The following is a 22,799-nucleotide window of genomic DNA, read 5'->3' on the forward strand; positions in this document are numbered from 1 at the left end:
GTATTCTGAGACAGCGACGGGGAGGCGATCTGTCATCCTGGGGAGGCAACCTCTATGATTGTTCAATCGGCATTGATGCACGATGGTGTTCACGGAGCGGTACTGTCTCCGCTGGCGCTGGGTAAAGTGTGAGGAAGCAGCGTTACTATGACCGGGTCTCAATTTGAACCGTGGCAACCCCCAGAGGGGGACGATGGGGCATCCTTGGCGGGTGGCCCTGGGTCGATGGCTGGGGCAAACGCTGAGGCGGCTAGTCAGGCGGCCATGGCCCTAACGTTAACCCCTCCGCCATCGGGGGTGCCCCGGCGGTCGTGGCGACAACGGCTAGGGCTGGGGGCAGCGGTTTTGGCCATGGGGGGAATCGGCTATGGGCTGTGGGCCTGGTGGTTGCGTCCGCCCCTGCGGCCCTACGTGCTAGACTTTGCGCCCTCTGCCAGCCAGTATGCCGTGGCGGCGCAACAGGCCCCGCTGTTGAACTGGCAGATCAGCCATCCGCGCCAGGTTGAGACCTTGGTGGTGCGAACTTTGACGGCGGAGGGGGCCTTGGTCGGTGAGCCGAAGACCTATGATTTGGCAGGTACTGGATCCAGTTCTCTGCCTGTGGATCTGTTAGCCTACTGTAGCCAAACGCGCCAGCGCCTCTCCTGCGAGAATGTGCCGACCCAGCTTCGGGAGCCGGGGCAGTATCGTTTTGAGGTCACGCTGTTGCCGAAGGCGTCCCTAAACTTGCCGCCGATCCAGGCGACGAGTAGCCTGGTCACGATTACGCAGCGGCCCATGCCCGTGGCGATAGAACTGGTGCCCCAGCAGGTGATTTATTCGGAGGCGGGCACCCCGGTCAGCGCCAACCAGCCCACGCTGGCTCCTCCGGTGACGGGCAACGGCATTGAGCTAAGCTGGATCGTCACCCATCCCCAGGCGTTGCAGGATCTGCTGCTGGTGGTGCGGAAGCCGGGGGGCACCACGGTGGGCGGACGGCGGTTTTCCCTGCGAAATCCCGAAAATCCTACCCTGTTGACCCTGCCGGAGGAACTACAGCCCTTCTGCCAAATCGGCGAATATTTGGTGTGTCAAGGGGTGCCCACGGGCATGGGCCAGGTGGGGCAATACCAGTTTGAGCTAACGCCAATTCCGGTGGGGTTAGCCGACACCGAAACGCCCCCGGTGAAGGTGAGTGAGGTGGTGGAAGTGCAGCCTCGGCCCCTGGCGATCACGGCCTTTCGTATTAATGGCCAAGAAGCCGATCCTAAGTATTTGGTTCCGGTAGAGCCCGGTCAGCCCATTCCTGGCTTCCAGCTCGATTGGCAGGTGGAGGGAGGATCTACCGCCCAGGTAGAACTGCTGCCTTCCCCTGGCACCGTGGGCCGTTCGGGGAGTTTGCGCCTGCCCCTGCCCCCTTCCGGCAGTACCACCCTCACCCTACGGGTCAGCGATGGCCACCATCCCCCGGTGGTGCGGGCCGTGACCTTTGAGACCTTCAACCCCAACCCTAACCCGCCCATTATCCTTAACCCCGAAGCCCTGCGGCCCAACAGCCCCAGCCCACCCGCCGCCCAGCCCTCACCACAACCGTCGGCCCAAGCGCCCCGAAGCCCTGCGGCCCCTAGTCCGCCGCCAGACCCGCGTCCTAGGCCCAATCCTCCCAGTCCGCCAGCTCTCCGGTTGCCAGAACCGACAGCTCCGCCCGCCACCCTGCCGGAGGATTTGCGGAATCGCCCCCTCGAAGACCTCAACCTTCAGTTCTAACCCAGTTCTAACTTCGCCCTGGAGTTGCCCCTAGCCCCTAGGGACGGTACTCTACGCGGGCATCTAGGCCCTGGGCCAAGAGTTCATTGGCCTTGGCGGTGGCGGTAGCTTCGTCGGCGTAGGCTCCCACCTGCATCATGGTCTGCCCGTTGAGGTGAATCCGAAAGGCATCGGCGACCATGGCTCGCACCTGGGCCTGGGTCGTGACATCAGCCGCAGGGACTACCACGGTGTAGACCAACCCCAACAATCCACGATGGGAAGGCGGGGCCGGGGGCGCACCGTTGAGGGCGAGGGTGGTAGACGGCGGGGCAAGGGTTGGCAGCGTCGATCCACCGCTCCCTTGGGGAATCCTACGGTCGGGCACGGGTAGGAGATCCGGGTTGCGGGGCAGAGCATCGACGCTGGCGGGGTTGCCTTGGGCCGGAACCGGGGGCCGGAAAGGCGTAGTTGCGGCGGCGGGCTCGGCCAAACGGGAGGGAGCCTCATTGGCCCTAGCCACGGTATCAACCGGGGGCGGAATCACGGCGATGGGAATCGCTGCCGCCTCGGCGGTAGGGGCGTCCTCCACCGTTGAAACGGCATCGGCAGAATTGGCATCGGCGGCAGATCGAGCGACGGACTCCTGGTACAGTCGCCAGCGCCGGAGCGTTTCCCGCGCCGCCAAGACGGTCTCGTGGGGGGTAGGAGACGGCGTAGAAGGCTGCACCACCGCTGGTTCTGCCGCTGGTGTGACGGCTCTCCCTCCAGGCATCGGGCTGACGGCAATGGGCATCGACGGCAGATCGGCCTCCGCACGGGCCAGGGTCGCGGGTTCTGGGATGACAGGCACCGCTGGTACAGGCAGGTCAATGGCTGTGGTTTCTGTGGCGATGGTTTCTGTGGCCGTGGTTTCCGTGGCCAGGGGCTCGGCGGCGGCGGTAGCTGGGGGGGCGGCTGGTGTGACCGAGGACACCGCTGAAGACAGGGCTAAGGCCGGGGATGATGGCCTCAGCGGCAGGGCATCGGGCAGGGGCTGCGTGGGAACTGGGTCGGGCTGAGCCACCGCCCCTGGGGGAACTACTCCAGAACTGGGAGCCTCGGCCCCAGGAGCCACCGTCGCCGGAGTATCCGCCGCCTGAATCCCAGGGGATTGGGCCACCGGGGGAACCGTCAACGCCGCATCCACCGGAGGAGTCTGGATTACAGGGGATTGGGCCACCGGGGGAACCGTCAACGCCGCTGCTACCGGGGGAGCCTGAATCATCGGAGGATTGGCCGCTACTCCGGAGGGAGCCAGGGCCACCGCTGGAGTTGTCCCGGTATCAGCCCGGTGAACAAGCGCGGGCGGCACGGCAACAACGGCAGGCAGCACGGCCTCTGGGGCCGAGGTTTCGACCTTGAGGGCGGTTTGAAATTCCACGACGCCATTGCGGCGATTCTGGGCAATCACATTGTCCTGAAGAATCGGGTTGGCGCTACCGTCAAGCAGCAAGCCCTCCTGGTTTTGGACGATGGTGTTGTTGATAATCTGCGGCTGGGCACCGGGAGCCACTCGAATGCCGATCCCGGTTTGCTCAAAGCGATTGCCCCGCACCTCGGCGGCTGACTGCCCGGAGAGCACCAATCCCACCACGCCATTCTGGCTAAACTGGTTGCCCTCCAGCACCGGAGCGCTGGTTCCCGACACATACACCCCGCCATAGCCGCTGCCCACAAACTGGTTTTGGCGAATGGTGGGGCGTCCGGCCTCAATCACCAGGCCATAGCCCGCCGTGCTGGTGTTCGTCACCGTCACATGGCCGAGGCCCGATCCATCGGCTCCAACCAGGGTGGCCTGCACCATGCCCGCCGTGGCGCTGGCAAAAATGCCGCTGCCGCGAATCACCGTTTGGCCCAATGCACCGTTGGGCGAGCCCTGTACCGTTACCCCTGGGCGCAACTGGATGGGGAACTGCTCCCCACTGGCCTCGCTGTAGTTTCCCGGAGCCAGCAGCACGATGGAATTGACCGGGGCCAGCCGCAGGGCATGGGTGATGGTTTGGTAGGGACGAAGCTGGCTACCGTCGCCGCTGGTGTCGCTGCCTGCCTGGGGGTTGACATGCACCAAGGGGTAGGCATGGGCCGAAGGCGATGGCGTGGTTCTGGGTTGCAGCGCCCCAGGCGCAGCGGTTTGGGCTAGGGCCGGAGTTGCCACCATCGCCAGGGCTGCTACAAGGGCTGGGCTAAGCAGAGCAGGATGCAGGGATATGGAGGAGCGCATGGGCATGACCTATGGGCGGTGAACCAGTGGAGATCAGTGGCATCTGGTCTAGGGCGATGATGGGGAGCCGCCCCCGGAGAACGCCTAGCTACCAGAAACGACAAACTAATAGCTTAAACCTCAAAAAACGAGGCGCTTGTTTACCAAAGTTAACAGAGCTAGGCCCTTGGGTCACGCCCTGATTCCGCCTGTCCTGATTCAATATTCCACAACCACCGGAGTATGGTCGCTGGGCTTTTCGAGGCGGCGGGGTTCGAGGTCGATGGTGCAGGCGGTGGCCCGGTCATACAACGGGGCCGAGAGATAGTGGTGGTCGATACGCCAGCCCAGATTGCGACGGAAGGACGCGGCGCGGTAGTCCCACCAGCTAAAGTGTCCGCCCTCGTCGGTAAACTTGCGAAAGGCATCGGAGAGCCCCACCGACAGCACATCCCGCAGGGCGTCCCGCTCCACCGGGGAGGCCATGATGTGCTTGTCCTTGCCCTCTGGGTTGTAGATGTCTTTGTCCTCTAGGGCAATATTGAAATCGCCGCAGACGTTCAAGTTGGGGTAGTCCTTCAGCAGGGCCGCCAGGTATTCCTTCAGGCAAGCCAGCCACCGAAGTTTGTACTCATACTTTTCGCTGCCGATGGAGCTGCCGTTGGGCACGTAGAGGTTCACCACGTAGACGTCGCCCCACTGTCCGGCAATCACCCGCTTTTGGTCGTCCAAATCCCCCACCCGGTCTTCCCCCAGCACGGCGGCAAAGCCCCGCTGCACGTTTTCTAGCGGCTGACGGCTGATCAGCGCCACGCCGTTATAGGACTTTTGGCCGTAGATGTAGGGGTGGTAGCCCAGGGCCTCAAAGGCTGCTGCCGGAAAGTCGGCATCCACCACCTTGGTTTCTTGCAGGCACAGCACCTCCACCGGGTTCGTTTCGAGCCACTGCACGGCATGGTCGAGGCGGGAGCGAATGGAATTGACGTTCCAAGTGGCAACTTTCATAGCAGGCAAGGCACACAATCAGCGTTCTATAGCTTAACGGGCGCATTGGCCTAAAGGAAATACGCATATTTTGGGCCTTTCTCAGGCGAGCCTCCTATGCTGAAAGCAGCCTACGTGGTGGCGTCCTAACACAGCGAGAAAGTGAGCCATGGCCAGCGTCTTTCGAGACCTAAAGGAGACCCTGGGCGACGTGAGCGCCACCCTGGGGGAGGACGTGCTAGAGGCGTGGCGGGATCTCCTGCGGGAGTGGTTGGAGGTCAACGAGACGAACCTGCGCACCCGGCAGGGGGGCTTCAACGGCACCATGATGCAGTATTTCCATTGGTATACCGCCGCCGATGGGGATCACTGGAATCGACTGCGGGCGGAGGCTCCAGCCCTAGCGGCGGCGGGGATTTCGGCGCTGTGGTTGCCCCCGGCCTGCAAGGGCTTTAGCGGCCCCAATGACGTGGGCTACAGCATCTACGACCTGTTTGACCTGGGCGAATTTCCCCAGCAGGGCACCGTTCGCACCAAGTATGGCACCAAAGACGAGTATGTGGCCGCTGTCAAAACCTGCCGCGACCTAGGCATCAATATCTACGCCGATGTGGTGTTTAACCACAAAATGGCGGCGGATTTTGAAGAAACCTTCAAGGCCACGCCGATGGATCCCCAAGACCGCCATCGGCCCCTGGGCGATCTGCGACCCATCACGGCCTGGACAGGGTTTAAGTTTCCGGGGCGGGGCGGCACCTATTCTGCCATGACCTGGAGTTGGAAACACTTCGATGCCGTTGACCACAACAGCGCAGATCCCGACTATCGGGCGGTGTGGCTGATTGAGGGCAAGCAATTTGAGGATAAGGTGAGTTGGGAACTAGGCAACTTTGACTACCTGATGGGCTGCGATCTCGACATCGACGACCCTGAGGTACGGGCCGAACTGAAGCGCTGGGGCGAGTGGATCATCGACACGGTGGGCGTGGATGGCTTTCGGCTGGATGCCATCAAACACATCTGCGGCGACTTTTTTGTGGACTGGATCGACCACCTCGAAACCTATGCCCAGCGAGACCTATTTTGCGTCGGAGAATACTGGACCTACGACCTCGACACCCTGCGGTGGTATGCGGTGAACTCAGGGGGCCATCTCAGCCTGTTTGATGCGCCCCTGCACCACAACTTCCACAAAGCCAGCCAGTCCGGCGACCGCTACGATATGCGCACCATCTTTAACAATACTGTGGTCAGAGAAATGCCCCTGCTGGCCGTCACCCTAGTAGAAAACCACGATACCCAACCCCTACAAGCTCTGGAATCGGTGGTAGAAGCCTGGTTCAAGCCCCTGGCCTATGCCCTCATTTTGCTGCGGGCCGAAGGCTATCCCTGCATTTTCTACCCCGACTACTACGGTGCCCACTACCAAGACAAAGGCCGCGACGGCAACCTCTACGACATTCATTTGGAGAGCCATCGCGCCATCCTCGACCGCCTGCTCCAAGCCCGCCAGCATTTTGCCCACGGCCCCCAATACGATTACTTCAATGACCCCAACCGCATTGGCTGGACGCGGCTAGGTACCGACGTTAACCCCCGCGCTATGGCGGTGCTGCTCAGCAATGGCTCCGGCGGTCGCGAATGGATGGAGGTGGGGCGACCCAACACCACCTTCTACGACCTAACGGGCCACATCCCCGACACCCTGACCACCAACGACGACGGCTGGGCCGAGTTTCGCTGCAACGGCGGATCTGTCTCCGTGTGGGTAGAAGATCACCCCATCCTGAAAGCGTTTCGGTAGGTGAGACACAGACCAGGCTACAAGACCTTAGCTAGAGCCAATCTCAAGGCTTCTAGGCCGGGGCCGATGGAGCTTTCGATCCAGGTAAACAGGGCCGTAACTCGCTCACTTTTGGGGCTGGAGGACGGCGGTACATTGCCCTTGGGTGGATCGAGATCGAAAATAACGGCATCGACTTGAGGATCGGGCAGTGCGAGAACTGACGCAGTTGGGTGCGTTCCTGGGGAATGACTGATCCAGGGTTTGGCTCCCGAATTCCAGGAAATCTGTCATCTCAGAATTCGCGATCATCCCATTTATTGATGCAGTCCGGAATCGTCGTGAGATTGATCGCAATTGCCCAAAGTTTTTCTAGGCTCTAAAGCTGAGATAACCACTCAGGCAGTTCCCCAAAAGAGTTCCCACTCAGGTTGATTTCTTTAAGCTGGGTTAAATTCGCTATTTCCTTGGCAGCTTGGTTAGATCATTGGTTGAGAGCTGCGGTGTTGGCTTCCCATCTGGGTACTCCCACTTTGTCACTTTTCCCAAAACCAGGGTTTCTAGCTGGGTAAGTTTGCCAATTTCGGAGGGCAGTTCTGTCAGCCCTTGGCCAGAAAGGTCTAGTTCCGTCCAGCCCTCGGCAGCAGCTGGGGCCATTCGTTGCAGATCGTCTTGGGGTATAGACGTAGGTAACTGATGCTTTCCCTGTTACGGCAACATTGGGGGTGGTTGGCGAGGTCAGGCTCCCGGCTTCTTGATCAAGGCGCTTCCTGGGCTAACCATCGCCAAGGCTGCAATTTCTCGCTATTCTTGAGCCATTTCCCATACTTGCACATATTGTCTCTACGGAAAGCCCCCAATGATGACCGACTCCACCCCCATGGCCCACATCACCATCACCTTCAACAATGGAGCAGTACAGGTCTATGCCGTCACCGAGCAACAGCTCGACGGCTTGCAGATGGCTAGTCGGGTCAAAAGTATGATGGAAGCGAATGTGGTGGCCCTAGAACTGGAGGATCGGCTGGTGATGCTGCCGATGGCCAACATTCGGATGATTGAGGTGAGCCCGTCGCCAACCAAGCTGCCTGATACCGTGATTCGGCAGGTGTTGCCCGTAGACTAGACTGGCCCCTGAAAGCGGCTATCGACGCGCCCGAGGATTGAGGGCTGACCACAGGGGATGGCTTGGCCCCTGGTGGTGAATGTCGCTGTGCAGACGGTCGAGGCGCTGTTGTTCTGAGCGGCTGAGGCCAAATAGGATATGACGGCTTTCGGCCACCAGTAGCGCCACCGTCAATCCGGCGCATAATCCTAGGGACAGGGCGGCGAGACGGTTATAGGCCACGGCGTAGCGCACCGCCGTCCATGTGAAGTATTGCCGCAGCATGGCCCATTCGCCGCGCAGGCTCCATAGGCTGAGGCTACCCACCGTCAGCCAGAGGATGGCTGTGGTGCGCCACCAGCGACGGAGCAAGATCACCCGAAGTCGCTCAATTTGACGCTGATGCTGGGGATCCACAGTCACAATTCCGCCGTCACAATAGAAGCCCAGAGAGACAGAAGACGATAGCCAATCTAGCAGAGGCCGGGTTAAACCTGCTCTGCGGGGGTGGGCGCATCGGGGTCGGTGGTGGCGTCATCGGGGGCATCTTCACCGCTGCCGTAGATTTGGCCGCTGCGTTCGCGCCAGAGGGTAAGCAGGGTGCTAGCCACAAAGATACTGGAATACACCCCAGACAGGAAGCCCACAATCATCGCTAGAGCAAAGAATTTCAGGGTTTGGCCCCCAAACAGGACGATGGCCAGCAGGGGTAGGGTGGTGGTGAGGGTGGTGTTGACGGAGCGGGCCAGGGTTTGGTTGACCGATTCGTCTACCACGTCGCGGATGTGCCGTTCGGGGTGCAGCTTTAGGTTTTCGCGGATGCGGTCGTAGATCACCACCGTATCGTTCACCGAGAACCCGACGACGGTGAGCAGCGCCACGATGAAGAGGCTGTCGATTTCTACCTCTAGCACCAACCCCAGGGCCGCAAACACGCCCATCGTGATCAGTACGTCGTGGGCGAGGGCAACGATGGCAAAAACGGCGTAGTCCAGCTTAAAGCGCAGGCTGAGGTAGGCGACGATGCCCGCAAAGGACACCAGCAACGCCAGCAACCCAGAGGCCAAGAGCTGTTGCCCAATCACGGGGCCAACGGTGTCGATTTGGGTGGAGTTGATGTCGAAGGGGCCGACGGTTTCTTCCAGGTTGGCTTGCAGGGTGGAACGTTCGTCCACGTCCAGGTTGCGGGTGCGGATGGAAAGGGTTTGGCGATCCTGGCCCAACAGTTGCAGGCTGCTGGATTCTAGCCCCTGATCCGCCAACACCTGGCGTACCTCGTCGAGGGAAATCTCCTCGGTGCAGCTTTCCGTCAGGGTGCAGACGTGGGTGAGCTGGAGCCGGGTGCCGCCGACGAAGTCCAGACCGGGCCGCAGGGGCGCACCAAACTGCTGCCAGGAGATGGCCATGGCCACAATGCCCAGGCCAATCACCAAGCCCGACAGGCTCCACCACAGGCTTCGTTTTTGGTTGATGTGTAGGTTCATGGGGTTGCGCTCCGGGGGGCAGTCAGGCGGCTAATGCCGGGGTAAAACCATTCGGGTTTGCGGAACTGGGGCATTCCCAACACCACAAACAGCAGGGTGCGGGTGCAGGTAAAGGCCGTGAACATACTCACCAACACCCCCAAGCCCAGGGTGAGGGCAAAGCCCTTGACGAGGCCTGCCCCAAAGAAGAACAGCGCCAAGCAGGAAATCACCGTGGTGACGTTGCTGTCGATAATGCTGGAAAAGGCGCGGTAAAAGCCTGATTCCACCGAGCGATACAGGGTTTTGCCCGCCCGCAATTCCTCACGGGTGCGCTCAAAAATCAGCACGTTGGCATCCACCGCCATACCGATGCTGAGAATGAATCCGGCAATCCCCGGCAGGGTGAGGGTGACGCCCAGCATCACAAAGGCGGCCCAGGTGAGCAGGGCGTAGACCACTAGGGCGATGTCGGCCAAAATTCCCGGCAGGCGATAGTACACGGCCATGTAGACCAGCACCAGGGCCAGACCGACGAGGGCGGCATAGAGGCTGCGCTGGATGCTGTCGCGGCCCAGGGTGGGGCCAACGGTGCGGTTTTCCACCACCTCCACAGGCAGGGGCAGGGCACCGCCACGTAGCTGAATTTCCAAATCGCGGGCCGACACCGCATCAAAGTTGCCAGAGATCACCGCGTTCCCGCCCGTAATCCCCAGTTCGGCATACTGCACATCCACCCGTGGGGCGCTGAGCAGGCGGTTATCGAGGAAAATCCCCAGCCCTCGGCCTGTGCCCGCCACGGATTTGGTCAGTTCGGCAAAGTCGTTGGCCCCTTCGTTATTGAACTCAATCACCACCTCCCACTGGGTGCCATTGCCGGGACGGGCCAGGGCATCGGTAAGCTTGTCGCCCTTCAACTCGCTGGGTTCAAATAGGTCGAGAATGGCGGCTTCGCTGATGGTGATATCGGCCTGGATGGCGTCGATTTCGGCCTGGGTGGCGTCATCAATGGCTCCGGTGGGGGGCAAGTTCGCCTGAACTTGAGCCAGGTCAGCGAGGTGTTCCTGGAGAATCTCGTTTTCCACCAAAAGCTGCTGCTCGGTGCCCGCCTTTTGCGCCCGGAATTCGAGCTGGGCCGTGCCGCCCAGTACCCGTTCCGCCTGCTGAGGGTCGTTAATCCCCGGCAACTGCACCAAAAGCTGGTCATTCCCCAACTGCTGCACAACAGCTTCAGACACCCCCAAGCCGTTGACCCGGCCTTCCACCACGCTCTGCACCGCTTCCATTTCCCGGTCGGTGATGGTGGGAATGGCGGCGGTGGGCTGCACCTGAATCGTCAGTTGAGAGCCACCACGCAAATCCAACCCCAGGGAGGTGGGAAACAGCGGATTTTCCGACAGCAGCGAATTGGCGATCAGCGTCACGGCCCCAATAGTCAGGGCCAGAATCAGTGCCAACCAAGCTTGATACTTTGCCATGGATTAGGGAGATAACAGGACGAGTCGGAAATCGGGACGCTACAGACGTTCAAAAAACTAGGACACTGAGAACCTTTCCGGCCCCCCTCTCCCCCCTGGGAGAGGGGCTGGGGGAGAGGGCAAGGGATTTGGCCACTAGACCTTCAGCGCCAGCATATTTTCAACGGCGGCCTCGATTTGCTTGGGCTGCACGATAGTCAGGCTTTCCAGCTTGCCGTTGTAGGGGGTGGGGATGTCTTGGGACGACAGCCGCAGCACCGGGGCATCCAGTTCATCAAAGAAGCGGTCGTTGATGGAGGCGATGATTTCTGCGCCAATGCCGCCCGTCCGCATACATTCTTCAACCACGATCACCCGGTGGGTTTTCTTGATGGAAGCGCCGATGGTCTCAAAGTCCAGGGGCTTGAGGGAAATCAGGTCGATGACCTCTGGGTCAAAGCCCTTGGCCACCAAACCCTTCACCGCCTGGGTGACGTGGTGGCGCATCCGGGAATAGGTGAGGATGGTGACGTCTTTGCCGGGACGGACGATTTCCGCCTTATCCAGGGGCACCAGGTATTCGTGGTTGGGCAGGTCTTCCTTGAGGTTGTAGAGGAGGACGTGCTCGAAGAAGAGAACGGGGTTGTCGTCGCGGATGGCGGATTTCAGCAGCCCCTTGGCGTTGTAGGGGGTGGAGCAGGCCACGATTTTTAGACCGGGCACGGCTTGGAAGTAGGCTTCGAGCCGCTGGGAGTGCTCGGCCCCCAACTGCCGACCGACGCCACCGGGGCCACGGATCACCATGGGAATTTTGAAGTTGCCACCGGAGGTGTAGCGCAGCATCCCGGCATTGTTGGCGATTTGGTTGAAGGCCAACAGCAAAAAGCCCATGTTCATGCCTTCGATGATGGGCCGCAACCCGGTCATCGCGGCACCCACGGCCATCCCGGTAAAGCTGTTTTCGGCGATGGGGGTATCCAGCACGCGAAATTCGCCGTACTTGTCGTAGAGGTCTTTCGTGACCTTGTAGGAACCGCCGTATTGGCCGACATCTTCGCCCAGCACAAAAACGGTTTCGTCGCGGCCCATCTCTTCGTCAATGGCCTCGCGCAGGGCGTTAAATAGGAGAGTTTCTGCCATGGTTTCGGTGTCGTTGCTTGGGTGAAGGTTACAAAAGTAATTGCAGAGTAAACACGGCCCACCGGATTCAAGCGCCTACTCGACGACGGTGGGCATGGCTACGAGCCGTTAGCTGTCGGCGAAGATGTACTTATAGAGGTCGTCGGGGCTGGGTTCGGGGCTTTCTTCGGCGAAGGTGAGGGCATCGTCGATGGTGGTTTGGATGCGATCCCGCACGCCCTTGAGGGTGGCTTCGTCGGCCAGGTTTTGCTCTAGCAGGTAAGCTTCAAACCGCTTGATCGGGTCACGGGCCAGCCATTCTTCTTTTTCGGCCTTAGAGCGCAGTTCGTCGGGGTCGGCCAGGGAGTGGCCCCGGAAGCGGTAGGTGAGGCATTCGATCAGCGTCGGGCCTTCTCCGGCGCGGGCGCGGGCCACGGCTTCCTGGGCGATGGAGCGCACGGCCATCACGTCCATGCCGTCTACCTCATATCCCGGCATCCCAAACACCGAGGCCTTTTTGTAGATTTCCGGCTGGGAGGTGGCGCGTTCGTGGGCCATGCCAATCGCCCACTTGTTGTTTTCCACCACAAACAGGATCGGCAGCTTCCACAGCGCCGCCATGTTCAAACATTCAAAAAATTGGCCGTTGTTGGTGGTGCCGTCGCCAAAGAAGCAGGCCGTCACCTGGTCGGCACTGGCATCCCCCAGGGCCACCCGGCGATAGTGGGTTTGGAACGCCGCCCCCAGGGCCACGGGAATCCCTTCCCCGATGAAGGCAAAGCCTCCTAATAAGTTATGTTCGCCCGAAAACAGGTGCATGGAACCGCCTCGGCCCCGGCTACAGCCCGTTTCCTTGCCGAACAACTCGGCCATCACGTTTTTGGCGGGCACCCCAGCACTGAGGGCGTGGACGTGGTCGCGGTAGGTGCTGCATACGTAATCGTCGGGGCGCATGGACTTGATCACCCCGCTAGACACCGCTTCCTGGCCGTTGTAGAGGTGCACAAACCCAAACATTTTGCCCCGATAGTACATTTCGGCGCACTTGTCTTCAAAGAAGCGACCCAAAATCATGTCTTCGTAAAGCCTCAGCCCTTCCTCGCTGGAAATGGAAGCCGCTGGAGCCTGAAACTGGGGTAATGTCCGTTCTTGAACCATGGGTTTTGCTGGGTCCTACGCTGCGATGTCCAACACTTGACTATACCGAAAAAGGTGTCCCCAAACTGTTACCCCGCCGGGGCAGCGCCAGGGAACGCCCAAAACTGTTTCCTATCATACCGAGGGCCGTACCGTTATTAAAAACCCTGAGTTGACGACGCCTGCAAAAACGGGCTAAAAGAGGGGTGATCGCCCCTGGCCAGAGGTCGAGGTCTATGATATAAACTTCACCTTTTAAGCGGTTTGTTTTTATCGGTTGAAGGGTGAAGGCCATTGACGATACTCCAAGGCCATGCGCCCCGTGGCCATTGCTATCCAGGCGATGGCGGTAATCGGGTAACAAAGGTCAGAAACAACGCTCAGAACCCAAGGGCAGGGGGAAGATGAAGGGATCGGTTGGGGCTTTTTAGGTACTATTTCGTGTGAATTCGCTGCTGGGGATATGAACTGTGCACGTTCCATTAGACTACTACCGAATTCTAGGACTGCCGATTCAGGCCACGGCGGATCAGCTTCAGCAGGCCCATCGGGATCGGGGTGTACAGCTTCCTCGGCGCGAATTTTCGGAGGTGGCTATCGCCGCCCGCAAGCAATTGATTGACGACGCCTACCAAGTCCTGTCCGACCCCGACTACCGCCGCGACTACGACAGCCGCTTTTTGGCCGATGCCTACGCCGCCGAACCCACCCCAGACTCCAGCCGCCCAGCGGGGCTAGCGGTCAGGCCAGATTTGGGCGAAGCAGCCCTGCGATCCCTGGCCACAGAGCCGGGAGCTGGGGAGGTGCCCAGCAATGCCATCGCCATCGAATCCGAACTGTTTGCGGGGGCGCTGCTAATTTTGCTGGAACTGGGGGAATACGAGCAGGTGATCCACCTGGGTCGGCCCTACCTCAGCAGCGGCACGGGCAGTTTGGCCGATGGGCAGTTTGGCGATCCGGCCCTGGTGCAAGGGGATGTGGTGCTGACCTTGGCCCTCGCCTGTTTGGAACTAGGCCGCGAGCAATGGCACCAGCGCCAGTACGAAACAGCGGCAGAATCCCTCGAAACGGGCCACGAACTGTTAGCGAAGGAAAATCGCTTCCCGGCCCTGCGCGCCGAAATTCAGTCGGAACTGTACAAACTGCGGCCCTACCGAATTTTGGAACTGCTGGCGCGGCCTCTGGATCAGACTAAGGAACGGCGACAGGGGCTAAAGCTGCTGAAGTCGATGCTGGAGGATCGGGGCGGCATTGAGGGCAGCGAGGATGACCTTTCTGGGCTAGCCATTGACGACTTTTTGCGCTTCATCCAGCAACTGCGGGACTACCTCACGGCCTCCGAGCAGCAGGAATTGTTTGAGCATGAAGCCCGTCGGCCTTCTCCGGTGGCCACCTACCTAACGGTGTATGCCCTGTTGGCCCGGGGCTTTGCCCGTCACCAGCCTGCCCTGGTGCGCCGCGCCAAGCAGTTGCTCATGGGCCTCGCCCATCAGCAGGATGTGCACCTCGAACAGGCCGTCTGCGCCATGCTGCTGGGCCAAACTGAGGAGGCCAACCGCGCCCTAGAATTCAGCCAAGAATACGAGCCCTTGGCCTACATCCGCGAACATTCTCGCAATTCCCCCGATTTGCTCCCCGGTCTCTGCCTCTACACCGAGCGCTGGATTCAGGATGAGTTGTTTCCCCACTTCCGAGACTTCAAAGACCAAGACGCTACCCTCAAGGACTACTTTGCCAATCCCCAGGTGCAGAGCTACCTTGAGGCGATGGTGCCGGGGCCAGAGGCCGCCTGGGAGGGAGTTGATCCCGGTGCCCAGGGCTACAGTGTGCCCACGGTAGAAGGGTCGCTGCCCATCCATGCGCCCTCCTTGGCGAGCCCTGCCAGCTACCAGCGTCCGGCCATGGCGACGCCCCCCGCCACCAACGGCTACAGCCCTGATCCGCCTGCCCCAAGGGCCAACCACAACGGCTATGGTGGGGCTGACCTGGGCTATGGTGCGGCGGAGATAGCGGTGTCTCGCAATGGACGGGCTCACCCAGCGGCGAAGGCCCCTGATCCTGCCCCGCCCGACGCCCCTGCCCTCGATGCAGCCCAGGCCGCACCCGCCCCTCGTCCAGCTCAGCGGTCTAAGGCAGCGCAACCCAAGCCAGGGCGGCCCAAGCCAGAGCGGTTGAAAGCCAAGCCGCCTGCCCTAGATCCCCGCCCTGCCGAGAGAACCAGTTCAGATCAAGAGCCCTCTGTGGCCGAACGGGTGGCCCAGCTTTCCCCAGAGGGTCAGTTGAAGGCGGCCACCAAGGCCAAGGTGACACCACCCTCCCCCCGCCCGTCTCGATCTCGGTCGCCTAAGCCCAGCTTGCCTGCCGCCATGGCCAGTGATCCCTCGGCTACGGTGACTCAGCTTGAGCCTGGATCGCGCCGAAAAAAGTCAACCTCCCCCCGCTGGGGCCGACTGGCGTTGGTAGGCATGGTGGGATTGTTGGGGCTGGGTACCCTGGGCTTTGCTACGGCCCGCACGGTGAGCTGGCTGACGGGGGCCGTATCGGGGCCAAGGCTGGAGGGACGTCCCCTAGACCTGAGCTTGGCCGAGCCCGCTGTTGAGATTCCCAGCCTGCCCAGCCCCGACGAGCAAATTGGAGCAGCCAGCATGGCCCAGCAGGTGATTGAAACCTGGCTAAGCGCCAAAAGTGCTGCCATGGGAGAGGATTACCAGGCCGACCAGCTAGCGACGGTTTTGACCGGTTCCCTGTTGAGCCAATGGCAACGCCGTGCCGCTGCTGCCCCCCAAGAGAATTGGTACTGGCGGTATGAGCATGAGGTAGCGGTGCAGTCTGTTACCCCCGATGACCCGACGGCGGATCGGCTCCAGGTGATTGCCCTGGTGCGGGAAAACGCCCGCCTGTTTGAATTTGGCGTTGAAAACGACCAAGCCTCCTACGATGAGCGGCTTACCATGGAGTACACCCTAGTGCGCCAGGACGGCCAATGGTTCATCGAAAGTATGCGCCAAGCGCCAGGCCGCAACTAGGGATGAATCCGCCTCGCCTGCGGCAGCCTCGCCCTCCCAGGGGCAGGATGGCGGTAATCTCGCCAGCGATGGGGTCAGCCGTGTTTTGATACAATGCTGGCTGACAGCCTTGGGCTTAGCCCTGCGGTGCCTCACCGACCCGATGCCCTCTGGGAGTGCCACCCTATTCGGTGTCAACCTGGGTGCCCACCATCGGAGCGAATGGCTGTATGGATGAGATATTGATTACTGTTATTGTGCAGAGCCACCCTGAATGTCAGTAGATAGCCCGCCCCGGTCTTCCGTACCGTTAATTTTGGAGTCGCTGCCAACCCCAGAGTTGCCCAGCCAAGAATGCCCCCGCCGTGCCCGCACCCAGATTGATCTGCTGCTGTTGGCCATCGAGGCGCTGGACTTGGGCGGCAGCGAGGCCATGCTGGGAGTTGCCCAGGAATTGGGCCTTGACCCCGTGGTGAAGGGGCGGGTGAACCTGTGGCTCCTCCGCAGCACCAATCCCATGCGTCGCTACAGCCAGCGGCGACCCATGACCCTGGAGGAAGCCAAAGCCATGGTCGCCATCATCGGCAACCTAGCCCGACGGCTGACGGTGCTGATGCGGCAGTTGCTGACGGGCTATCAGCAGCTTCGGGAACGGGGGCTATCCCTCGACCATCACCTGCGTCTGGCGGATTATCTTCAGCGGTTTCGCACCCACTTTCGGTCTCGCATGAATCCCCGTCGCGCCGGAGTGATTGCCTACAGCAGCGATGAACGGCTGGACGAATTAGCCATGCAATTATTAGAACAACTGCTGCTTTGTTCCGGCATTTTAGGCACCCAGCGGCTGTGGAGTAGTTTGTTTGATGGAGAGGTGGTATGACCGTTACCCGTCAGTACACCCTGCCCTACTGCAACCTCGTGTTAGAGGGCATGGAGTCCATCGCCTTCGATCCCTATTCCCCCATGACGGTGTTAATGAATGCGGAATGCCAGTTCCCCGGCGTTACCGATACCACCCTCACGGGCGGACGGGAGTTTTTAGAGAGCTTGGTTGCCGCCGTCAGTGCCTATGGTCAACACTTGCTCAGCGGTATTCCCCGCCCGGTTAGCGCCAACGCTTCCCTAGTGGATCTCAAGCCGGGGGAGGGCAATCTCCATCATCTGGTCGTGCGTCAGCAGCCGGGAACAGAGCCCGCCGTAGACACCGAAGCCCTGGCCCCGTTGGATATCCCCCTCACCACCGTCCAGTTCTACGACCTGATGGAGGCGGTGGATCAACTGCTGGCCGATGGGCTGACCTTGCCCGACCTGAAGGCCCAGTTCCAGGCCGTTCCGCGCCGTTTGGTGAAGCCCGCCGAACCCATGGCTCAACGGTCGGCCCCTGCCGTGGTGGGAGCCGCCGCCCTGGTCGCTGCGGGATTGGCCCTCTTCTTTATGCCGCCGCCCGAGTTTGACCCCAGCCGCCTCGAACGCCGCGAGGCCACCGAAACCCTGGCCCCCACCGACACTCAAGAGGCCCTGGAGTCCTGGGAAGATGCCCCTACGATCACCGATGCCGTGGTGCTGACCACCCTGCGACGAGATTTGCAGCAGCGCCTCCAGGAGGGCTGGACAGCGGCAGAAGCCTCCACCGAAGACCTCGTCTACCGAGTCGTGGTGTCTGAAACGGGGGAGATCCTCGGCTACAAGTACGAGAATGACGCCGCCCTAGAGGCCGTGGATAGTACACCCTTAGCCCAGGTTGCCGTTCCCACCCCCGGCCCCACCGCGCCCCAGCAGGCGGTAGCTCAGTTCTTGGCCCGCTTTACCCCAGCGGGGGACGTCGAGGTGGAGGTCTGGGATCCGACCTTAGCGACTGAGGACGAGCCGCAGGCCACCGAGAATGGAACTCTGGCGGAGTTGCCCCCGGTGGAAGATGCGGCCGATGAGACAGCCAATCAATCCAATGACGACGACTCCCCAACATCCGAAGCGGCAGAGGATGCCGTCCCCGAGGTAGACAGTGCATCGGATAGCACCAGCGCCGCCGCCAGGGGAAACCCGCCTCCAGCGAGCTCCGGTCGCGCCCCCCAGGCCCTAGCCACCCTAGATAACCGAATCACCGATGGGAATCGCATTCGCACCCTGAATGGGGATCTGCGGGCCCAGCTTAGCAGTGCCGATCTGCCCGATACCCGCGCCGATTTGATCTACCAGGTGCGCCTAGATAGTCGGGGTAATGTTGTGGGTTACAACGCCATCAATACCGATGCCCTGCTGTTGGCCCAGGAGACCCCCCTACCCGAACTGGTGACGGCTCGTCCAGCCAGTGCGGATCAGGCAGACTTCCGAGTGGTCTTTACCGCCCGTGGTGTGATTGAGGTCAGCCCCTGGGATGGGTGGCCGCGCTAGGGTCGATCTGGCGCGGTCATGGACAGCCACCAAGCTAATCCAGGGAAATTCTGGGAAGGCATTTGCTAAGCTGTTTCATGCTGAAAACCAATCCCTGGTATGACCCATCCCTCCGATGCTTCGCCACCCTCCCATGAGGCTGCCCCACCCTCCCCCAGTGCGTCAGCCGCTAAGGGGAGTCCGACGCCCGTGCCATCGCCGCCGCCACCCTCATCCCCTGGCTGGTTTCAGCGACTGTGGGTAGTGGTAGTGCGGCTGCTAATTTTGGGGATGAGCATCAGCGTTGGCTGGCTGGCGGGCCTGCTGGTGGCGCAAGTGTGGCCTGCCCGCAACCCCAATCCGCCAATGCAGGAGCGGGTGATGCGCCAGGGTAGCCAAACCCTTCGCAAGGTGCGCCAGCTTCCCGAATGGTGGCAGGGCTCAACGGTGGCTCTACCCGCCGCTGAGGGGGGGGCTACCGCTGTCCCCCAGGCCGATCCAGGGCCAGAACCTGCACTGCCGCCCCTTGGTCAAGCCGTCCTTGATCTTCAGCAGGATCTAGCCAGTTTAGAAGCTCGACTAACAGAGCTAGAGCAGCAGACTGGCCAGCCCGGTAGTGGCGATCTGGCAGATCGGCTTCAGCAGCTAGCCCAGCAGGTTACGGCCAGCCCCGATACCCGGCCTGATGGGGCCACCCAGGACGCTACCCCTAACCCAGACGCTACTCCTAACCCAGAGGAGGAAGCAGAACCCGGCCCTGACCTAGAATCTACCGAAGACCCAGCGGCCGCAGAAACCCCGACCTCCAACGATGGCCTGGGCCGTCACGCCGCTGCTCCCCCCCCAGAACCCATGTTTCCCCTGGTCAGCCAGCGGATTGGGCTACCCAGTGCGCTGCTGTTTCAGCCCAATAGTAGCCTGCTCACCCCGACTGGACAGCAGTTGTTGGACGCCATCGTGCCCGACCTCCGCCGCTTTGGAACGGCGACCTTCTTGGTGGGTAGCCACACCGATGGCGACCTAAGCGCCGCCGAGGCCCGTACCCTTACCTTTCAGCAAGCTCTTGCCGTGCAGACCTACCTCGCCGCCCAACTGGAGGACACCAATCGCCGCTGGTTGACCGTAGGCTACGGCAAAACCCGACCCGTGGCCGTTGGTGATGCCCCCGGCACCGTCGCCCGCAATCAGCGCCTTGAGATCGGTATTGTCCGCCCTTGAACCCGCCGTTTTTCCCTCTCGCCCCATCAGGTAGGACTCCTTGCCCAAACCCCCTGGGCGCTACCCTGCCACCGTTCCTAGCCATTACCTACCATCACCTAATAAGGACTCAAACCCGCCATGCGAATTGTCTTTTTGGGGACGCCCCACTTTGCCGTACCCAGCCTGAAACGGCTATTAGCGGATCCTGCCTTTGACGTGGTAGCCGTTGTCACCCAGCCCGATAAGCGCCGGGGCCGAGGTAGCCAGGTAGATGCGTCCCCTGTGAAGCAGGTGGCGGCGGCGGCGGGGTGCCCGATTTGGCAGCCGCGTCGGATTAAAAAAGATGAGGCTTGTCTCACGGCCCTCGAAGCCCTACAGGCCGATGCCTTTGTGGTAGTGGCCTATGGTCAAATTCTCTCCCAGCGGATTTTGGCGATGCCGCGCCTGGGCTGCATCAATGGCCACGGGTCGCTGTTGCCCGCCTACCGAGGCGCAGCCCCAATTCAGTGGTGCATCGTTCAGGGCGCTACCGAAACGGGCATGACCACCATGCAGATGGACATTGGTATGGATACTGGGGCGATGCTGCTGAAGTCTCAGTTGCCCATTGGCCTGCTCGATAACTTCTATGACGTCGCCGCTGCCCTGGCCGACCAATGTGCCGACCTGCTGGTGGAGACCCTCCACGGCCTTGACGCCCACCGCCTTACCCCCGAACCCCAGGACAACGCCCAGGCCACCTACGCACCGCTGATTCAAAAGGAAGACTATCGGCTGGACTGGAGCCAGTCGGCCCTAGATCTCCATAACCGAGTGCGTGGCTTCTATCCCCATGCCGAAACAACCCTGCGGAATCAGCCCCTTAAAGTGCTGGCCACCGCTCCCCTCGGCGATCCCCACTGGCCCCAGCTACCCGCCGACCTAGCCCAGATGCGGCCCACGGTTGAGGCGCTGACGTCTAACCTTACCTCGGCCCAGCCCGGTCAAATGGTTGCGCTGCTGAAGGGCCATGGGCCGCTGATCTACACCGGGGATGGACTGCTGCTGCTGCGGGAGGTAAAACCCAGCGGCAAAAAAGCCCAGCGAGGCCAGGATTTTATCAACGGCAGTCGCCTAACCTTGGGAGAACAAGTTGTCTAGAGGCTGAGCCTCGCCCGCTTTCCCTACCCTGATCTAGCTTGGGATAGAGAGCCTCTGACCTATCGTTCCATGGCGAATAACTCAATCCTTGGACTGCCCAAGGACAGCCATCGCCTTGATAAGCTGATGAAGTGCCGCGCCGCCCCATGCATGGAGCCAGTGAATTCTCCCCATGAAAACGGAATCCCCAAGCTTGACGGCCCCCTCCGACCCCGTGCCAGAGTCTATCCGCAACCGCCGGGATATGGTGTTCCTCGTGCTGTCGGGTTTGTTTTTGGGCACCTTGGGAATGCTCAATATTTTAGGAATCAGTCGGTTTGTCAATGTGTTGGAGTGGGGCGACGTGGCTGTCACCGTAGCCGTAGGCGTCTTGCCCTACCCCCTCACCTTCCTCTGTACCGACCTCATTTCCGAACTCTACGGCAAAGATCGGGCCAACCAAGTCGTGTGGGTGGGGCTGCTGTTGAATGTCTGGGTGCTGTTCATCGTCTGGCTGGGGGGTGTCCTCCCCGGATTTGAGCCCACCGATCCCACCACCGGAGCAATCCTGCGCGACTCCGCCGGACGCCTGCCCGTGTTCTTTGAAATTCGCAACCTCACCTTTGGGGCCGTCACCGCCTCCATGGCCGCCTACCTCACCGCTCAGTTTGTGGACGTGTACCTGTTCCACTTTTGGAAGGAACTAACCAACGGCAAACACCTGTGGCTGCGCAACAACGGTTCCACCCTCCTCAGCCAGCTCGTAGACACCGTGGCGGTGGTACTGATTACCCACTTTCTCGCCGGAGCCCTGCCCATCGACGACGGCCAAGCCCTTTGGCCCCAACTCCTTCGCTTCATTGGCTATGGCTACGTCTTCAAGCTGGTGGCCGCGCTGCTCGATACGGGGCCCTTCTACCTCTGTGTCTTTTGGCTCACCCATTACCTTCAAATGGAATCCCCGATTGCTCGCCCCAAACGCCCTCGCCTAGGGCAACGCAGCTAGACCGAGGCCCAGGGTCTCGGTTGGTGCGCCCCACCGCTGATATAAGCTCATCCCTTTTGCCCTAAAGGGCAGGGCTCGAAACCCATCCCGTTTTGGTCAATGCTCAATCTTCCCAAGCGGTAAAGACTAGCGATTCAAAATCTACGCCTAAATGATGAAACCCTCGGTTGCCGCAAAATTCTGCGATAACCGAGGGTTTATACCCCCAGGGGAATTCGAATCCCCGTCGCCTCCGTGAAAGGGAGGTGTCCTAGGCCTCTAGACGATGGGGGCCTGTGTTTTTCGACAATTCTTAGTATAGGGAAGAGGAATGGGATTGTCAAACATCTTGGCCAAAAAAAAATTAAAACCTTTGGCCTGAAGGCGAAGGCCCCAGCCTGGGCCACCGACAAGACTTCCTGGAGCGGTGGCCCAGCGACCGGAGGGTTAGGCCCTGGAGCATGGATCACCGGGGGCCGAGGCGGCTGAAACGACCGGGGGCCGCATCGGCCCAGGCAAAGCGGCGCGAGATCCTGAATCTTGGTAGCCATGGGTGGGGCCAACCCCTAGGCAGAGGGCAGGTTACGCAGTCGGATGAGCTGACGACGCATGAGGGGAGAGGCATTGACCTCATCGATAACCTGAACCTTAACCTGGGATTCTAGGGCCTCGACAAACTCATCGCTGCCGTAGGAGAAGGCGTCAATGAGGAGTTCAAGGAGGTGATCCTGCTGATCTATCACCTGGCTTTCCTCGATGAGCCTAAATTTCAGCGTGACCTCGCATTCATAAACGCCAACTTGGGAGGGAAGGGGAGAGTGGGATGCAGATGTGGCCATAGCAACAGGGAATCTCTAGGGTGCAGAACAATGGCGATCCTAGGGCCGAGGCCGGGGCGGGTAGTACCGCTGGGGATCTTAGGCAAGATTGAGCCCAGGGGTGGCAACGGTGAGGATGGGCCTGGAGGGGCTAGGGACATCTCTGGATCATGATTCCTGCGGGGCAAATGGGAACGATGTCTAGGACGGCCTATCTCTATGAAAACAAAGAATTGATGAATGTGCACTGAGGCATCTTTTTTTTACATGATTTATACAGCTTTGTA

18 protein-coding genes and 1 tRNA gene are annotated in these 22,799 nt (G+C 60.8%); 9 read left to right on the top strand and 10 right to left on the bottom strand.

What is annotated here, in order from left to right; genetic code table 11:
* Positions 1–147 precede the first annotated feature (147 nt).
* Positions 148–1,746 (top strand): hypothetical protein, encoded by a 1,599-nt coding sequence (locus GFS31_RS02785; protein WP_198806767.1) that lies wholly within the window; start codon positions 148–150, stop codon positions 1,744–1,746.
* Positions 1,747–1,783: 37 nt separating this feature from the next.
* On the opposite strand, the gene GFS31_RS02790 is transcribed toward GFS31_RS02785, so the two are convergent.
* Positions 1,784–3,988 carry a DUF1565 domain-containing protein gene (locus GFS31_RS02790; RefSeq protein WP_198806768.1) on the bottom strand — a complete coding sequence of 735 codons (2,205 nt, stop codon included), beginning with the start codon at positions 3,986–3,988 and terminating at the stop codon, positions 1,784–1,786.
* Between the two features lie 198 nt (positions 3,989–4,186).
* On the bottom strand, positions 4,187–4,972 hold the full coding sequence (xth, locus tag GFS31_RS02795) for an exodeoxyribonuclease III (RefSeq protein WP_198806769.1): 786 nt from the start codon (positions 4,970–4,972) through the stop codon (positions 4,187–4,189).
* Between the two features lie 148 nt (positions 4,973–5,120).
* On the opposite strand from xth, the gene GFS31_RS02800 reads away from it, so the two are divergent.
* The gene (locus tag GFS31_RS02800) at positions 5,121–6,755 is read left to right on the top strand and encodes an alpha-amylase (protein ID WP_198806770.1); all 1,635 of its coding nucleotides are present in this window, start codon (positions 5,121–5,123) and stop codon (positions 6,753–6,755) included.
* A 358-nt stretch (positions 6,756–7,113) separates the two neighbouring features.
* On the opposite strand, the gene GFS31_RS21650 is transcribed toward GFS31_RS02800, so the two are convergent.
* Positions 7,114–7,197, bottom strand: coding sequence for a hypothetical protein (locus GFS31_RS21650; protein ID WP_410503866.1), 84 nt, complete (start codon positions 7,195–7,197; stop codon positions 7,114–7,116).
* Between the two features lie 396 nt (positions 7,198–7,593).
* Between GFS31_RS21650 and GFS31_RS02805 the strand changes: the two genes are divergently transcribed.
* On the top strand, positions 7,594–7,860 hold the full coding sequence (locus tag GFS31_RS02805) for a hypothetical protein (RefSeq protein WP_198806771.1): 267 nt from the start codon (positions 7,594–7,596) through the stop codon (positions 7,858–7,860).
* 18 nt (positions 7,861–7,878) lie between these two features.
* On the opposite strand, the gene GFS31_RS02810 is transcribed toward GFS31_RS02805, so the two are convergent.
* The 5 genes from GFS31_RS02810 to pdhA form a co-directional block, all read right to left on the bottom strand.
* Positions 7,879–8,262, bottom strand: coding sequence for a hypothetical protein (locus GFS31_RS02810; protein WP_225907546.1), 384 nt, complete (start codon positions 8,260–8,262; stop codon positions 7,879–7,881).
* Between the two features lie 65 nt (positions 8,263–8,327).
* The gene (gene secF, locus GFS31_RS02815; protein WP_198806772.1) at positions 8,328–9,323 is read right to left on the bottom strand and encodes a protein translocase subunit SecF; all 996 of its coding nucleotides are present in this window, start codon (positions 9,321–9,323) and stop codon (positions 8,328–8,330) included.
* On the bottom strand, positions 9,320–10,780 hold the full coding sequence (gene secD / locus GFS31_RS02820) for a protein translocase subunit SecD (protein WP_198806773.1): 1,461 nt from the start codon (positions 10,778–10,780) through the stop codon (positions 9,320–9,322). The genes secF and secD overlap by 4 nt, the downstream gene beginning before the upstream one ends.
* 135 nt (positions 10,781–10,915) lie before the next feature.
* On the bottom strand, positions 10,916–11,899 hold the full coding sequence (locus tag GFS31_RS02825; RefSeq protein ID WP_198806774.1) for an alpha-ketoacid dehydrogenase subunit beta: 984 nt from the start codon (positions 11,897–11,899) through the stop codon (positions 10,916–10,918).
* Between the two features lie 108 nt (positions 11,900–12,007).
* Positions 12,008–13,036, bottom strand: a complete 1,029-nt coding sequence (gene pdhA, locus GFS31_RS02830; protein ID WP_198806775.1) for a pyruvate dehydrogenase (acetyl-transferring) E1 component subunit alpha — start codon at positions 13,034–13,036, stop codon at positions 12,008–12,010.
* A 449-nt stretch (positions 13,037–13,485) separates the two neighbouring features.
* On the opposite strand from pdhA, the gene GFS31_RS02835 reads away from it, so the two are divergent.
* From GFS31_RS02835 to GFS31_RS02860, 6 genes are all read left to right on the top strand, one after another.
* Positions 13,486–16,041 carry an IMS domain-containing protein gene (locus GFS31_RS02835; protein WP_198806776.1) on the top strand — a complete coding sequence of 852 codons (2,556 nt, stop codon included), beginning with the start codon at positions 13,486–13,488 and terminating at the stop codon, positions 16,039–16,041.
* A gap of 253 nt (positions 16,042–16,294) precedes the next feature.
* A complete protein-coding gene (locus GFS31_RS02840) occupies positions 16,295–16,900 on the top strand; it encodes a DUF3038 domain-containing protein (protein ID WP_198806777.1) in 606 nt (201 codons plus the stop codon).
* A complete protein-coding gene (locus GFS31_RS02845; protein ID WP_198806778.1) occupies positions 16,897–18,411 on the top strand; it encodes a DUF4335 domain-containing protein in 1,515 nt (504 codons plus the stop codon). Before GFS31_RS02840 ends, GFS31_RS02845 begins: the two co-directional genes overlap by 4 nt.
* A 99-nt stretch (positions 18,412–18,510) precedes the next feature.
* Positions 18,511–19,608, top strand: a complete 1,098-nt coding sequence (locus GFS31_RS02850) for an OmpA family protein (protein ID WP_198806779.1) — start codon at positions 18,511–18,513, stop codon at positions 19,606–19,608.
* 120 nt (positions 19,609–19,728) lie between these two features.
* Positions 19,729–20,730, top strand: coding sequence for a methionyl-tRNA formyltransferase (fmt, locus tag GFS31_RS02855; RefSeq protein ID WP_198806780.1), 1,002 nt, complete (start codon positions 19,729–19,731; stop codon positions 20,728–20,730).
* Between the two features lie 172 nt (positions 20,731–20,902).
* Positions 20,903–21,715 carry a queuosine precursor transporter gene (locus GFS31_RS02860; RefSeq protein ID WP_198806781.1) on the top strand — a complete coding sequence of 271 codons (813 nt, stop codon included), beginning with the start codon at positions 20,903–20,905 and terminating at the stop codon, positions 21,713–21,715.
* Positions 21,716–21,915: 200 nt separating this feature from the next.
* On the opposite strand, the gene GFS31_RS02865 is transcribed toward GFS31_RS02860, so the two are convergent.
* Positions 21,916–21,988: transfer RNA gene (locus GFS31_RS02865), tRNA-Glu, on the bottom strand.
* Positions 21,989–22,260: 272 nt separating this feature from the next.
* Positions 22,261–22,533 carry an Npun_R1517 family heterocyst differentiation transcriptional regulator gene (locus tag GFS31_RS02870; RefSeq protein WP_198806782.1) on the bottom strand — a complete coding sequence of 91 codons (273 nt, stop codon included), beginning with the start codon at positions 22,531–22,533 and terminating at the stop codon, positions 22,261–22,263.
* Positions 22,534–22,799: the final 266 nt, after the last annotated feature.

The organism is Leptolyngbya sp. BL0902 (genome assembly GCF_016403105.1).
In the GTDB taxonomy this organism is placed as follows: domain Bacteria; phylum Cyanobacteriota; class Cyanobacteriia; order Phormidesmidales; family Phormidesmidaceae; genus Nodosilinea.